The sequence below is a fragment of the Streptomyces sp. KR80 genome, from assembly GCF_052245555.1.
Taxonomy (GTDB): domain Bacteria; phylum Actinomycetota; class Actinomycetes; order Streptomycetales; family Streptomycetaceae; genus Streptomyces.
In genome coordinates this window covers 608729-622797 of the sequence record NZ_JBQQCD010000001.1, presented here as the reverse complement: position 1 = coordinate 622797, position 14069 = coordinate 608729, and the positions used below count along the sequence as shown (strand labels likewise).

Annotated in this window: 12 protein-coding genes and 2 tRNA genes; 7 read left to right on the top strand and 7 right to left on the bottom strand. The window is 69.0% G+C overall.

Annotated elements, in window-relative coordinates:
* Positions 1-31: 31 nt before the first annotated feature.
* The 3 genes from ACTWQI_RS02800 to ACTWQI_RS02790 form a co-directional block, all read right to left on the bottom strand.
* Complete coding sequence (locus tag ACTWQI_RS02800) at positions 32-1489, bottom strand: ATP-binding protein (protein WP_443267017.1); 1458 nt, start codon at positions 1487-1489, stop codon at positions 32-34.
* Positions 1431-2108, bottom strand: coding sequence for a response regulator transcription factor (locus tag ACTWQI_RS02795; protein ID WP_443267015.1), 678 nt, complete (start codon positions 2106-2108; stop codon positions 1431-1433). The genes ACTWQI_RS02800 and ACTWQI_RS02795 overlap by 59 nt, the downstream gene beginning before the upstream one ends.
* A 151-nt stretch (positions 2109-2259) precedes the next feature.
* Positions 2260-3456: an acyltransferase family protein gene (locus ACTWQI_RS02790; protein ID WP_443267013.1), complete on the bottom strand. Its 1197-nt coding sequence runs from the start codon at positions 3454-3456 to the stop codon at positions 2260-2262.
* A gap of 593 nt (positions 3457-4049) precedes the next feature.
* Here ACTWQI_RS02790 and ACTWQI_RS02785 point away from each other — a divergent pair.
* Positions 4050-4244: a hypothetical protein gene (locus ACTWQI_RS02785; RefSeq protein WP_443267012.1), complete on the top strand. Its 195-nt coding sequence runs from the start codon at positions 4050-4052 to the stop codon at positions 4242-4244.
* Positions 4245-4250: 6 nt separating this feature from the next.
* On the opposite strand, the gene ACTWQI_RS02780 is transcribed toward ACTWQI_RS02785, so the two are convergent.
* Positions 4251-4622: an arsenate reductase family protein gene (locus tag ACTWQI_RS02780; RefSeq protein WP_443267011.1), complete on the bottom strand. Its 372-nt coding sequence runs from the start codon at positions 4620-4622 to the stop codon at positions 4251-4253.
* A gap of 115 nt (positions 4623-4737) precedes the next feature.
* Positions 4738-4808: transfer RNA gene (locus ACTWQI_RS02775), tRNA-Gly, on the bottom strand.
* 184 nt (positions 4809-4992) lie between these two features.
* Here ACTWQI_RS02775 and ACTWQI_RS02770 point away from each other — a divergent pair.
* The 5 genes from ACTWQI_RS02770 (at position 4993) to clpX (ending at position 9870) form a co-directional block, all read left to right on the top strand.
* Positions 4993-5069 (top strand) — tRNA-Pro (locus ACTWQI_RS02770).
* 132 nt (positions 5070-5201) lie between these two features.
* Complete coding sequence (gene tig / locus ACTWQI_RS02765) at positions 5202-6596, top strand: trigger factor (protein ID WP_443267010.1); 1395 nt, start codon at positions 5202-5204, stop codon at positions 6594-6596.
* Between the two features lie 486 nt (positions 6597-7082).
* Positions 7083-7700 (top strand): ATP-dependent Clp protease proteolytic subunit, encoded by a 618-nt coding sequence (locus ACTWQI_RS02760; RefSeq protein WP_443267008.1) that lies wholly within the window; start codon positions 7083-7085, stop codon positions 7698-7700.
* Between the two features lie 68 nt (positions 7701-7768).
* The gene (locus tag ACTWQI_RS02755) at positions 7769-8428 is read left to right on the top strand and encodes an ATP-dependent Clp protease proteolytic subunit (RefSeq protein ID WP_443267181.1); all 660 of its coding nucleotides are present in this window, start codon (positions 7769-7771) and stop codon (positions 8426-8428) included.
* A 152-nt stretch (positions 8429-8580) separates the two neighbouring features.
* A complete protein-coding gene (gene clpX, locus ACTWQI_RS02750) occupies positions 8581-9870 on the top strand; it encodes an ATP-dependent Clp protease ATP-binding subunit ClpX (protein WP_443267007.1) in 1290 nt (429 codons plus the stop codon).
* An 82-nt stretch (positions 9871-9952) separates the two neighbouring features.
* Here the strand turns inward: clpX and ACTWQI_RS02745 are convergent, their stop codons facing one another.
* Positions 9953-10858, bottom strand: coding sequence for a hypothetical protein (locus ACTWQI_RS02745; protein ID WP_443267006.1), 906 nt, complete (start codon positions 10856-10858; stop codon positions 9953-9955).
* A 27-nt stretch (positions 10859-10885) separates the two neighbouring features.
* The gene (locus tag ACTWQI_RS02740) at positions 10886-11032 is read right to left on the bottom strand and encodes a hypothetical protein (RefSeq protein ID WP_443267004.1); all 147 of its coding nucleotides are present in this window, start codon (positions 11030-11032) and stop codon (positions 10886-10888) included.
* A 383-nt stretch (positions 11033-11415) separates the two neighbouring features.
* On the opposite strand from ACTWQI_RS02740, the gene ACTWQI_RS02735 reads away from it, so the two are divergent.
* Positions 11416-14055 (top strand): valine--tRNA ligase, encoded by a 2640-nt coding sequence (locus tag ACTWQI_RS02735; protein ID WP_443267002.1) that lies wholly within the window; start codon positions 11416-11418, stop codon positions 14053-14055.
* Positions 14056-14069: the final 14 nt, after the last annotated feature.

The window sequence follows — 14069 nt, the reverse complement described above, 5'->3', positions numbered from 1 at the left end:
GAACAGAGCCTGAACGGGCCTGAATCCGCGTTCAGCCGGCTGCGAGGAGCGCAGGGAGTGCCACCTCGAAACGGGCGCCGCCCAGCGTGCCCTCCCGCACCGCCACCGTCCCGCCGTGCGCTGCCACCAGCTCCGCGACGATCGCAAGACCGAGGCCGCTGCCACCCCAGTCCCGGGCCCTGGCGTCGTCGAGCCGTACGAACCGTTCGAAGACGCGCTCCCGGTCGGCGGGCGGCACGCCGTCGCCGTCATCCTCCACGGCCAGCAGCGCCCGGCCGTCCTCGTCGCCGAGGCCGAGGGTGAACGAGACCCGTGTACGGGCATGCCGCGCCGCGTTGTCCCCGAGGTTGCGCAGCACGCGCCGCAAGGCCTGCCCGTCCGCGTGCACCCGGCAGGCCGAAACCCCCCTCGTGTCGACCGCCAGGTCCGTGGCCCTCCGCAGCCGCTTGGCCTCCTCCAGCACCAGGTCGTCGAGGTCCACGGGGTGCGGCTGCAACTGCAGGGCGTGCTCGTCGGCGCGGGCGAGCAGCAGCAGATCGTCGACGAGCCGCTGCAGGCGCAGCGCCTCCGCCAGGGCCGTCTCGGCGAGCACCGGGGTCGTGCCGCCGCTCCGCTCCGGGTGCGCGAGCGCGACCTCGGCGTGCTGCCGGATCGAGGCGACGGGGGAGCGCAGCTCGTGTGAGGCGTCGGAGATGAAGCGACGCTGGCTCGCCTGGGCCCGCATCAGCCGGTCGAGCATCCGGTTCATGGTGGCGGCGAGCCGGGCGATCTCGTCCTGTCCCGGCGGCTGCGGGACCCGGCGGTGCAGCTCGGTCGAGGAGATCTCGTCGACTTCGGCGCGGATCCGGTTCACGGGTCCGAGCGCCCGTCCCACCGCCGCCCAGGTCGCGGCCGCGGCGAGCAGCAGCACCAGCGGCAGCCCGATGAGCAGCAGCCGCGTCACGATCGCCGTCGAGTCGGAGACCCCGATCAGTGCGCGCCCGACCACGACGGTCACGGTGCCCTCCGGGCCTTCGGCCTGCTCCGCGACCGCGACGAACGGGTCCTCGTCGAGCGGTGTGGTGACCTGCTCCGCGTCGTTTCCATGCGGTCGTGCCAGGACCGGCAGCTCTTCGGCATTCGGGCTTGCGGCCATGACCTCGCCCCGGGCGTTCAACACCTGGATGTACTGCTCTTCAGGGTCGGCCACGGTCAGGGACGGCACCCCGCGACCGGCCTCCACGACCGCCGCCACCTGCTCCGCGCGGGCCCGCGCCGCGGACTCCACGTCCCCCGTGAGCTCCGCCCGCAATGCGGCCACCAGGCCGAACGCCCCGCCCACCAGGGCCACCGCCACCACCAGCACCGCGATCAGGGTGGACCGGACCTGGACCGTACCGATCCGGTTCCGGACCGTGCGCAGACCGGCCCGGAGCCGTCCCGGGAGCCGCTCATCCGCCATCGGCTGCCAGCCGGTAGCCGCTGCCGCGTACGGTCTCGATCGCCGCACGCCCGAAGGGACGGTCGAGCTTGTTGCGCAGATGGCGGATGTAGACCTCGACGATGTTCGGGTCACCTTCGAAGTCGTAGTCCCAGACGTGGTCGAGGATCTCCCGCTTCGAGACGACTTCGCCGCGCCGCCGCAGCAGGAACTCCAGCAGCGACAGCTCCCGCGCGGTGAGCTCGATCTCGGTGCCACCGCGGGACACCCGCCGCTCCGCGGGATCGAGCCGCAGATCGCCGGCCGTCAGGACCGATGGCCGCTCGTGCACGTCCCGGCGCAGCAGCGCGCGCAGTCGGGCGAGGAGCACGGCGTAGGAGAAGGGCTTGGTGAGGTAGTCGTCGGCGCCGGTGTCCAGACCCTCGACCTCGTCCCACTCGCCCTCCTTGGCGGTGAGCATGAGGATCGGGGTCCAGACCTCCTCCTTGCGGAGCGCGGCGCAGACCCGGTAGCCGTTGAGTCCCGGCAGCATGATGTCGAGCAGGATCGCGTCGTACGCGTTCTCGCACGCGAGCCACAGGCCGTCCGTGCCGTTCAGGGCCGTGTCGACGGCGAAGCCCTCCGCCTCCAGCCCTTCCCGGAGCCCGGCTGCGAACCGCTCTTCGTCCTCGACCACCAGTACACGCATCGCCGTGCCTCCGTCCCGAGGTCACGCATCGATTTTCCCACGCCGAGCTGAAGGTGGGCTGAATGCGTGCGGGGTGCGGAGGGCTCCCGGACGGGCGGGGGGACCGTGCCCCGCCCCTCCGAGGGGCGGGGCGGGATGTGCCGGGGACGCGTCAGGCGGCCTTGGCCGTCTTCGCGCGGTCGCGGGCCAGCTCGGCCGCGTCCTTCTTGAAGGCCCAGTCCATCTTCGGCTCCATCGCGAAGCGGAACATCCGCTGCACCGGTGGGGTGCACAGCAGCGTCACCACGACCGCGGCGATGAAGGTCACGGCGATCGCTCCCAGCGGCGTCTGCAGCCACGCGTAGTCGTCGAACCAGCCCCAGAAGCGGGAGCCCTTGGCGAGGAAGCCGTGCAGCAGATAGCCGTACAGAGTCCCCGCGCCCAGCGCCGTGAACCACATCTTCCGCCGGGGCACCCAGGCGAAGAAGCAGCAGACGAGCAGGACCGAACAGCCGAACAGCGCCGGTGTCATGACCAGGCCGGTCCACCAGGGCGCGGCGAGCTCCTGCACGCTGTCGCGGTGGTAGAACCACGCCGAGGACATCCGGGGCCCCGCCCAGTACGCGATCACCGTCGCCGCAGCGAAGGCCGGCACCGACAGGATCCGCACCTCGCGGCGCCGCATGAGCTGGAAGTGCTCCGGCTTCATGAACAGGCCGATCACGAAGAACGGCAGGAACTGCAGGACCCGCTGCAGGTCGAGGTCGTCGCCGATGTCCGGCGAGATCGAGGCGAGCGTGGCGATCGCCAGCGCCAGCGCCACCGGCCAGCGGACGAGCTTCCAGAGCGGGGTGGTGAGCCGCCATACGAAGAGGGCGGCGAGGAACCAGGTGAGGTACCAGGGGTCGAGGAGGCTGATCGGGTGCGACGGGTCGTCGTCCGCCCACTGCTTGAAGAACGAGTACGCGACCTCGAACAGCACGTACGGCACGGCGATGCCGGTCACCAGCCGCTTGAGCCGGTCCGGCCGCATGTCGAAACTGCGGGAGAAGTAGCCGGAGATGAGGATGAACGCCGGCATGTGGACCGTGTAGACGACCATGTACAGCGCCTCGGCGGCGCGGCTGCCGTCGGTCAGCGGTTCCCAGGAGTGGCCCATGGCGACCAGCACGATGGCCAGGTACTTGGCGTTGTCGAAGAACGCGTCGCGCTGCTTCGGTTTGTCGTCTCCGGCCCCGGTGGCGCTCGGTTTCGGTGGGCCCGTCGCCTTGCCGTCCGGGAGGCGCGAACCGTCGTCCGTGGGCGCGGCTTCCCTGGCCTGAGGGAGCGGCGCTCGCTGATAGCCGTGCGGGCGCAGGGTGTCCGTCATAGGCCCTCCCACCAGGAACTGGGCGAGACGATCCTGGACCTCACTGCGTATCCGGGGGTCGAGGCAGTGTGGAACATCTGAGGCACCTTAGCGTCGGAAGGCGGAATCCGTAAAACCTTCATCTCACCTCTCTACGAATCCTGCTGCTGGCACGTTCACATGAAGTAATAAGCGGGGTCCGGTTGTTGGGCGCGATGGAACCAGTTGCCCGTTCTGTCCCATCTCATCCCCCTTAAATGGGGCATATGCCCCGCAGGCGGCTCCGGTGATATGTCCGGTTCATTGGGGCTTTGTCATCGCCTTTGGTATTCCTGAGTTGGTGCGCCGTCACCTCGCGTTCGCCATTCCGAATAACCGCGAGGGGCGCAGTCGAGAACAGGTCCGTGGAGCACAACATGCATAGGGAAACGATCAGGTTGCATTCATCGCGGACACGGAGCGGGCGCCGGGCGGCCGGGCGGTGGCCTGAACTGTCCCCGGACGACGGGTCCCTGGGGAGCAATCAGTCGTCGGTTGGTGGCACGATGGTCCAAGCGGGGGTATGCGGGGCATGCTCGCCGGTGAGACGTTAGCGACCGAGGGTGTGATCCGTTGTGGCCATTTCGCTGTCCGTGGTGGTGCTGTTGGCGATTGTCCTTGTGGTGATGATCCGCGGGGGATCGATCAAGGCCGGGCCCGCCATCGTGGCGGCGCTGTTCGGCTTCTTCCTGGCCTCGACGGAGATGGCGCCGTCGATCAACAAGTTCCTGAACTCGATATCCGAGACGATCAGCCAGCTCAACTTCTGAGCGGGATCAGCTCCCCGGGCGGCGCGCGAGCGCATCCCGGACCGCCTCTTCGCTGCGCGCGACCGAGGCAGTGCCGTCGTCCGCCGTGATGATCGGCCGCTGGATCAGCCGAGGGTGTGCCGCGAGCGCCTCGATCCACCGCTCGCGCTCCGCCGGCTCCCGCGGCCATGCCCGGAGCCCGAGCTCCTTCGCCTCGTTCTCCTGCATGCGGACGATGTCCCACGGCTCGAGCCCGAGCCGGTCCAGCACCGTACGGAGCTCATCGACGCTCGGCGGCTCCTCCAGATACCGGCGCACGGTGTACTCGGCACCCTCCTCGTCGAGCAGCCGCACGGCGGACCGGCACTTCGAGCACGCGGGGTTGACCCAGATCTCCATGCCGCGCACCTTAACGGCGCACCCCACGGCAGCGGGGGCGGGAGGGCCGGAACGACGAGACCTCCGTACCCGGCCCGCAGGATGGTTGCGGACCGGGGACGGAGGTCGTACTGAGAGCGGGCGACGGGAATCGAACCCGCGTAGCCAGTTTGGAAGACTGGGGCTCTACCATTGAGCTACGCCCGCGGGCGCCGCAGATCGTGAAGACGGCGGCACGCAGTGCATCGTAGCGGGTCCGTACGGTCTCCCGCACACCCCGTCCGTCCTGCGCCATCGCCCCCGGGTTCCGCGCGAAGCCCGCGCGTAGGCAGCACGGTGGTAATGCGGCAGCCGCACCGCGTCCGGGCATGTACCCTACGTGTCGCACCAGCGGGGTGTGGCGCAGCTTGGTAGCGCGTCCGCTTTGGGAGCGGAAGGTCGTCGGTTCGAATCCGGCCACCCCGACCAGCAAGATCGCGTTGTGGGGGCGATCCCGCTTGCGGTTACTATGCAAGCTACGTGCCCGTGTGTCTGTCTACCGGGCGCCATCCGCTGTCACTCAGCAGAACCCCAGCAGTCAGCCCCCAAGGAGACCGAACCGTGAAGAGCGCCGTGGAGACCCTGAACCCGACCCGGGTTCGGCTCACTGTCGAGGTGCCCTTCGAGGAGCTCAAGCCCAGCCTCGACGCGGCGTACAAGAAGATCAACCAGCAGGTCACGGTGCCGGGCTTCCGCAAGGGCAAGATCCCGGCACGCGTCATCGACCAGCGGTTCGGCCGTGGCGCGGTTCTCGAGGAGGCCGTCAACGACGCGCTCCCCAAGTTCTACACCGAGGCTGTCAACGAAGGTGACCTGAACCCGCTGGGCCAGCCCGAGGTCGACATCACCGAGCTCAAGGACAACGAGGTCCTCGCCTTCACCGCCGAGGTCGACGTCCGCCCGACGCTCGAGATCCCGGACTACTCCGGCATCGAGGTCGAGGTCGACGCCGTCGAGGTCTCCGACGAGGACATCGAGAAGTCCGTCGAGCAGCTCCGTGAGCGCTTCGCCTCCACCAGCGCGGTCGAGCGCGCCGCCGCCGAGGGTGACGTCGTGACCATCGACCTCGAGGCCAAGGTCGACGGCGAGGTGCTGGAGGACGGGGTCGCCAAGGGCGTCAGCTACACCATCGGTTCCGGCGAGCTGCTGGACGGCATCGACGAGGCCGTCACCGGCCTCGAGGCCGGTGGCTCCGCCACCTTCACCACCGAGCTCAAGGGCGGCTCGGCTGTGGGCAAGGAGGCCGAGGTCACGGTCGACGTCACCGCGGTCGCCACCCGCGAGCTGCCCGAGCTCGACGACGACTTCGCCCAGCTGGCGAGCGAGTTCGACACCCTCGAGGAACTCCAGGCGGACAGCCGTAAGCGCCTTGAGCAGATGAAGAAGTACGACCAGGCCACCCAGGCGCAGGAGAGGGTGCTGGACGCCCTCCTGGAGCTGGTCGAGGTCCCGATCCCCGAGAAGCTCCTCGAGGACGAGATCCGGACCCGTAAGCACAACCTGGAGAGCCACCAGCTCAGCCAGATGGGCCTGGACCTCGAGGGCTACCTCAAGATCCAGAACAAGTCCGCCGAGGAGTTCGACGCCGAGCTGAAGCAGCAGGCCGAGAAGGGCATCAAGACCCAGTTCGTGCTCGACGAGCTGGTCACCAAGGAGAAGCTCTCGGTCGGCCAGGACGAGCTCACCGAGCACCTCATGCGCCGTGCGCAGTCGTCCGGCATGAGCCCGGACCAGTTCGCCCAGGCCGTCGTCGAGGGCGGCCAGGTGCCGATGCTCGTCGGCGAGGTCGCCCGCGGCAAGGCGCTCGCGGCGGTGGTCGAGGCCGCCACGGTCAAGGACACCAAGGGCGAGGTCGTGGACCTGGACGAGGAGGACGAGACCGCCGAGACGGTGACGGCTGCCGCCGAGGGCGAACCGGAGGCGGCGCAGACCGCCGAGGAGAAGCCCGAAGCCTGAGCCTCGCGAGCCCTCAACCCTTCCGACGGGCCCGGACGCGCCACAGGGCGCAACCGGGCCCGTCGGCGCACCACCGTGTGGTGGGGTCGGGGCCGTGCCGGGGTACGCCCCCGGCTACCGCCGGGGGCGCCCCCCGCCACACCCCCTCCTCACTCGTCTGCCGGGTCCGGCATACCCCCGACCCACCCACGGCGAGGGTGCCACCGACCCACCCACCGGCGACGTTGTCCCGGGGCCGTGCCGGATGGACGGCCCGGGGCCGTCCCGAGCCCGGTCGCGCTACGGCGTGAGCCGCGCGCGTCCGCGCCTGCGCTCACAGCGAACAGTTCCCGATGCGGGATGGCGCCCGCCGACCAGCGCGTTAGGGTCCGTAGATACGAGGGCTGGGGACTCTCCGGACGTCGTCGCAGTGCGCACGGGGAAGCCCTGAACCCAAGAAGAAGACGCTGACGGCGTGCGGCCGTCACACAACGAGCAGGTGGATACGTGACGAATCTGATGCCTTCCGCCGCCGCCGGCGAACCGTCCTTCGGTGGCCTCGGCGACCAGGTCTACAACCGGCTGCTCGGGGAGCGGATCATTTTCCTCGGCCAGCCCGTCGACGACGACATCGCCAACAAGATCACGGCGCAGCTGCTCCTCCTTGCCGCGGACCCGGACAAGGACATCTATCTCTACATCAACAGCCCGGGCGGCTCGATCTCAGCAGGCATGGCGATCTACGACACCATGCAGTACATCAAGAACGACGTGGTCACCATTGCCATGGGCCTGGCCGCCTCCATGGGCCAGTTCCTGCTCAGCGCCGGCACCCCCGGCAAGCGCTTCGCGCTGCCGAACGCCGAGATCCTGATCCACCAGCCTTCCGCTGGTCTGGCGGGTTCCGCCACGGACATCAAGATCCACGCCGAGCGGCTGCTGCACACCAAGAAGCGGATGGCGGAGCTGACCTCCTTCCACACGGGCCAGACCGTCGAGCAGATCATCAAGGACTCGGACCGCGACCGCTGGTTCTCCGCCGACGAGGCCAAGGAGTACGGCCTGATCGACGAGGTCATGGCCGCTGCCGCAGGCGTTCCGGGCGGGGGCGGCACCGGGGCCTGAGTGCCCCGCACGCACCCCGCAGCCGATCCCCAGCCCTCTGATACGCCACCAGGATGGTGAAGACCACGATGAACAACTTCCCCGGCAGCGGCCTCTACCAGGGCCCGGTCGCCGAGTCCCGCTATGTCGTCCCGCGTTTCGTCGAGCGCACCTCCCAGGGTGTCCGCGAGTACGACCCGTACGCCAAGCTCTTCGAAGAGCGCGTCATCTTCCTCGGCGTCCAGATCGACGACGCCTCCGCCAACGACGTCATGGCGCAGCTGCTGTGCCTGGAGTCGATGGATCCGGACCGGGACATCTCGATCTACATCAACTCGCCGGGCGGCTCCTTCACCGCCCTCACCGCGATCTACGACACGATGCAGTTCGTGAAGCCCGACATTCAGACCGTCTGCATGGGCCAGGCGGCCTCCGCCGCGGCCGTACTGCTCGCCGCCGGCACCCCCGGCAAGCGGATGGCGCTGCCCAACGCCCGCATCCTGATCCACCAGCCGTACAGCGAGACCGGGCGCGGCCAGGTGTCCGACCTGGAGATCGCGGCCAACGAGATTCTGCGGATGCGCTCGCAGCTGGAGGAGATGCTCGCCAAGCACTCCACCCAGCCGATCGAGAAGATCCGTGACGACATTGAGCGCGACAAGATTCTTACGGCCGAGGAGTCGCTCGCGTACGGTCTGGTCGACCAGATCGTTTCGACCCGGAAGAGCTCGGTCGGCATCGGCGGCTGACGGCTCAGTCGACAAATCCCCTTGGGCCGGGTCTCGGTCAAGCGAACCGGTCCAAGGGGGGCCCGCACGGGGGGCCCGGCAAGGTACCGTCGATAGGCAAGCACCCGGGTCTGCGTATGCGATGCAGATCCCAGGCGAAGGGGAAGCACCTCGTGGCACGCATCGGTGACGGCGGCGACCTGCTCAAGTGCTCGTTCTGCGGAAAGAGCCAGAAGCAGGTGAAGAAGCTCATCGCAGGCCCCGGTGTGTACATCTGCGACGAGTGCATCGATCTCTGTAACGAGATCATCGAGGAGGAGCTCGCCGAGTCCTCCGAGGTGCGCTGGGAGGAACTTCCCAAACCACGCGAAATCTACGAATTCCTCGAGGGCTACGTCGTCGGCCAGGAGGCCGCCAAGAAGGCGCTCTCCGTGGCCGTTTACAACCACTACAAGCGCGTCCAGGCAGACGAGAACGGGCAGGCCGGGCGCGACGACGGCATCGAGTTGGCGAAGTCCAACATCCTGCTCCTCGGCCCCACGGGCTCCGGCAAGACGCTGCTCGCCCAGACCCTCGCCCGGATGCTCAACGTCCCCTTCGCCATTGCCGATGCCACCGCACTCACCGAAGCGGGCTACGTCGGCGAGGATGTCGAGAACATCCTGCTGAAGCTGATCCAGGCGGCCGACTACGACGTCAAGAAGGCCGAGACCGGCATCATCTACATCGACGAGATCGACAAGGTCGCCCGCAAGAGCGAGAATCCGTCGATCACCCGTGATGTGTCCGGGGAGGGAGTCCAGCAGGCCCTCCTCAAAATCCTTGAGGGCACCACGGCTTCGGTCCCCCCGCAGGGCGGCCGGAAGCACCCGCACCAGGAGTTCATCCAGATCGACACGACGAACGTGCTGTTCATCGTGGGCGGTGCCTTCGCCGGTCTGGAGAAGATCATCGAGGCGAGGGCGGGCGCCAAGGGCATCGGCTTCGGGGCGACGATCCGTTCCAAGCGCGAGATCGACTCCTCGGACCACTTCCGCGAGGTCATGCCGGAGGACCTGGTGAAGTTCGGGATGATCCCGGAGTTCATCGGTCGTCTCCCGGTCATCACCAGCGTGCACAACCTCGACCGCGAGGCGCTCCTCCAGATCCTCGTCGAACCGCGTAACGCGCTGGTGAAGCAGTACCAGCGCCTTTTCGAACTCGACGGCGTAGAGCTGGACTTCGACCGTCCGGCGCTCGAGGCCATCGCGGACCAGGCGATCCTGCGCGGCACGGGCGCGCGCGGCCTGCGCGCCATCATGGAAGAGGTGTTGATGTCGGTGATGTACGAGGTGCCGTCCCGCAAGGACGTGGCCCGCGTCGTCATCACCGAGGACGTCGTGCACTCGAATGTGAACCCCACGCTGGTTCCGCGCGAGCCCCGCGCGATCGGCAAGGGCGAGCGTCACGAGAAGAGTGCATAGCACCCCGTACCCACGGACCTGCGAGGGGCGCCCGGCCGAACGGCTGGGCGCCCCTTCGTATCGTGGGTTCCGCGAACGGGCCTTACTTCTTGACGCGGATCTCGCTGCGGAGTTCGCTCGCGGTCTGCGCCCACTCCTCGACCGACGGGGCCTGCAGGCTGCTCAGGTCGGTCGCCCCGATGGTGGGGATCCAGTAGACGAGGGCCGCGGTGCTGGTGTCCCCCCACACGCAGATGGGGAATTTGGTGACATTACCCGCATTCATCGTGCCGCACTTCATGACATCACCGTCGAAGCCGGAGGGTTCCTGCTCCGTCGCGTCGGTGATCTGCCCCTTCGAGATCATCTCATCAACGGCGGCCGCGGGGTCGTCGATCGTGCCGTACGCGCCGGCGAACCCGAGGCTGTTGGAGGCACCCTTGTAGGAGCCGGAGGCGGTCGTGCCGTTCTCGATGAACTCGTCGCTGCCCGTCTGCCCGCTGCCGGGCAGCTGCTGCCCTGACGCCGAGTTCTTGGTGTACTTGCCGTCGAGCACCGACTCGGGCGTCGCGAGCTTGTACTCGCCGCCTCCGCCACCGCCACCGCTCATGAAGAAGATGACGGTGGTTACCAGCACGACCAGGCCGACGGCACCAGCGATGATGCCGATCAGCTTGCCGTTGCCGCCGCCCTGCGGAGGCGGCGGGGGAGCGGCCCAACCGGTCTGCGGCTGCTGCCCGTACGGGCCGGGCTGCTGCGGGGGCTGGCCCGGCGGCGGGTAACCGTAGCTCTGCTGAGGCGGTTGCTGGGGTGCCTGCTGCGGCGGCACGGGCGCGCCCTGCTGGGGATAGCCGTACCCGGGCTGCCCCTGGGGCGGCTGCGGCGGCTGCCCGTACGGGCCCGGCTGCTGGGACTGACCTCCGTACGGACCGGGCTGTTGAGGCTGGCCGCCGTACGGGCCCGGCTGCTGCGGCTGACCGCCGTACGGGCCGGGCTGGTTGTAGCTCATGGGGTTCCTCTCGCGGTCTGCTTCTCGCTACTGCTTGCTGACGACGCGGGCGTCGCTCCGGGCCTCGGCCGCGGTCTCCGCCGCGGCGCCGAGGTCCGCCGTTGCGGCGATGGCGGCCACCGGGTCGATGGTCATGGTCTGGCCCATCGTGCTGGAGCCGCTCCAGACGGACATGGAATCCCGGCTGACGTGGCGGGCGCGTCCGGGGCGTCGTTCGTGGTCTCGAGTCTCTGGCACGTCATCACGGCGCTGCCGGGCCCGCTCGGTCCCCGGGCGGCTCGGCCCGGCAGCCGGCACACGGCTCCCCGGGCCAGGGTGGCGGCTCGTGGTCGTTCATGACATCCCCCCGTTGGCACGATAGTTGCGGCCATATCCTTCCGGACGGCATACCCGGGCTTCACCCCGGGGCTGCAACAGGTTGGAAACTGTTGCAGCCCCGGGGTGACCCTCGGCGAGCAGCCGCGCCCGCGCGGCGGCCCGGCCGTCACCCGGGACGAGCCGGACGCCGGAAGGAAGTGGTTCGTAACGGCAGCGTTGCGGCCCTTACACTGGCCGTCGTGACCGACAACACCCAGCGCCCCCAGGACGGGGCCAACAGCGCGCCCGCAGCACATCTGCCGACCCAGTACACACCGGCCGACGTAGAGGGGCAGCTGTACGAGCGCTGGGTGGAGCGGGGCTACTTCGAGGCGGACGCGAAGAGCGACAAAGAGCCGTACACCATCGTCATCCCGCCGCCCAACGTCACGGGTTCCCTCCACCTCGGCCACGCGTTCGAGCACACGCTGATCGACGCCCTCACCCGCCGCAAGCGGATGCAGGGTTACGAGACGCTGTGGCAGCCCGGTATGGACCACGCGGGCATCGCGACGCAGAACGTCGTCGAGCGCGAGCTGGCCAAGGAGGGCAAGTCCCGCCACGACCTGGGACGTGAGGCCTTCGTCGAGCGCGTCTGGAAGTGGAAGGCCGAGTCCGGGGGCCAGATCTCCGGCCAGATGAAGCGGCTCGGCGACGGCGTCGCCTGGTCGCGTGAGCGCTTCACCATGGACGAGGGGCTGTCCCGGGCCGTCCAGACCATCTTCAAGCGGCTCTACGACGACGAGCTGATCTACCGCGCCGAGCGGATCATCAACTGGTGTCCGCGCTGTCTGACTGCCATCTCCGATATCGAGGTGGAGTACCAGGACGACGACGGCGAGCTGGTCTCGATCCGTTACGGCGAGGGGGACACCGCCATCGTCGTCGCGACGACGCGCGCCGAGACGATGCTCGGTGACACAGCCGTCGCCGTTCACCCGGAGGACGAGCGGTACGCCCACCTCGTCGGCACGGAGATCGAGCTGCCGCTCACCGGCCGCCGTATCCCGGTCGTCGCGGACGAGCACGTCGACCCCGAGTTCGGCACCGGCGCCGTCAAGGTCACGCCCGCCCACGACCCGAACGACTTCGAGATCGGGCAGCGGCACGGCCTGCCCGCGCTCACCGTCATGGACGAGCATGCGGTGATCACCGCGCACGGTCCGTTCCAGGGCCTGGACCGGCTCGAGGCCCGGTCGACGATCGTCGCCGCGCTGCGCGCCGACGGCCGGATCGTCGCCGAGAAGCGCCCGTACGTCCACTCGGTCGGCCACTGCTCGCGCTGCAAGACGACCATCGAGCCGCGGCTGTCGATGCAGTGGTGGGTCAAGGTCGGCCCGCTCGCCAGGGCCGCGGGCGACGCGGTCCGCGACGGCCGGGTCGCGATCCACCCCAAGGAGATGGAGTCCCGCTACTTCGGCTGGGTCGACAACCTCCACGACTGGTGCATCTCCCGACAGCTGTGGTGGGGCCACCGCATCCCGGTCTGGTACGGGCCGGACGGCGAGACCGTCTGCGTCGGACCGGACGAGGAGCCGCCGAGCGGCGAGGGCTGGCACCAGGACAGCGATGTCCTGGACACCTGGTTCTCCTCCGGCTTGTGGCCGTTCTCCACGCTCGGCTGGCCGGACCGGACCGAGAGCCTGGAGCGGTTCTATCCGAACTCGGTCCTGGTCACCGGCTACGACATCCTCTTCTTCTGGGTCGCCCGGATGATGATGTTCGGACTGTACGCGATGGACGGCACCCCGCCGTTCCACACCATCGCCCTGCACGGCATGGTCCGCGACCAGTTCGGCAAGAAGATGTCGAAGTCCTTCGGCAACGCGGTCGACCCACTGGACTGGATGGACGCATACGGCGCCGACGCCGTCCGCTTCACCCTGGCCCGCGGCGCCAACCCCGGTGTCGACGTCCCGATCGGCGAAGACTGGGTCCAGGCCTCCCGGAACTTCGCGAACAAGATCTGGAACGCGACGCGCTTCGCGCTGATGAACGGCGCGACGGTCGAGGGCGACCTCCCGGCCGCTGCGGAGCTGCGGGCCGAGGACCGCTGGATCCTCTCCCGGCTGAACAGCGTCGTCGCCGAAGTCGACGCGTACTACGAGGACTACCAGTTCTCCAAGCTCAGCGAGACCCTCTTCCACTTCGCGTGGGACGAGGTCTTCGACTGGTACGTCGAGCTGTCCAAGACCACCTTCGCCAAGGGCGGTCCTGCGGCCGACGCCTCCCGGCGCGTCCTGGGCGAGGTTCTGGACGTCACGCTGCGGCTGCTGAACCCGGTGGTCCCGTTCGTCACCGAGGCGCTGTGGACCACGCTCACGGGCCAGGAGTCGCTGGTCATCGCCGACTGGCCGAGCGACAGCGGCTTCCGCGACCGGGCGGCCGAGCAGGAGATCGAGATCGTTCAGCAGGTGGTCACCGAGGTCCGCCGGTTCCGCGCCGACCAGGGCCTGCAGCCCGGCCAGAAGGTCCCGGCCCGACTGGACCTGACCGGCAGCCCGGCGCTCGCGGCGCACGAGGACGCGATCCGGCAGCTGTTGCGGCTCCAGCCGGAGGGCGAGGGCTTCACCGCCACCGCCACCCTCCCGGTCGCGGGCGCGACGGTGTCGCTCGACCTGTCCGGTGTGATCGACGTCGAGGCGGAGCGGAGGCGGCTTGCCAAGGACTTGGCCGCCGCGGAGAAGGAGCTGGCACAGACCAAGGCGAAGCTCGGCAACGACGCGTTCCTCGCCAAGGCGCCGGACCAGGTCGTCGAGAAGATCCGCAACCGCCGTGCGGCCGCGGAAGCGGAGATCGAACGCATCACCACCCAACTGGGCGCCCTGCCGCAGGGCTGAGTCCCGGCGATGAC

Bases quoted from the DNA above. Each gene is read 5' to 3' on its own strand.
- ACTWQI_RS02795 (WP_443267015.1), bottom strand. From the start codon at position 2,108: ATGCGTGTACTGGTGGTCGAGGACGAAGAGCGGTTCGCAGCCGGGCTC.
- ACTWQI_RS02790 (WP_443267013.1), bottom strand. From the start codon at position 3,456: ATGACGGACACCCTGCGCCCGCACGGCTATCAGCGAGCGCCGCTCCCT.
- ACTWQI_RS02780 (WP_443267011.1), bottom strand. From the start codon at position 4,622: ATGGAGATCTGGGTCAACCCCGCGTGCTCGAAGTGCCGGTCCGCCGTG.
- ACTWQI_RS02755 (WP_443267181.1), top strand. From the start codon at position 7,769: ATGAACAACTTCCCCGGCAGCGGCCTCTACCAGGGCCCGGTCGCCGAG.
- ACTWQI_RS02745 (WP_443267006.1), bottom strand. From the start codon at position 10,858: ATGAGCTACAACCAGCCCGGCCCGTACGGCGGTCAGCCGCAGCAGCCG.
- ACTWQI_RS02740 (WP_443267004.1), bottom strand. From the start codon at position 11,032: ATGTCCGTCTGGAGCGGCTCCAGCACGATGGGCCAGACCATGACCATC.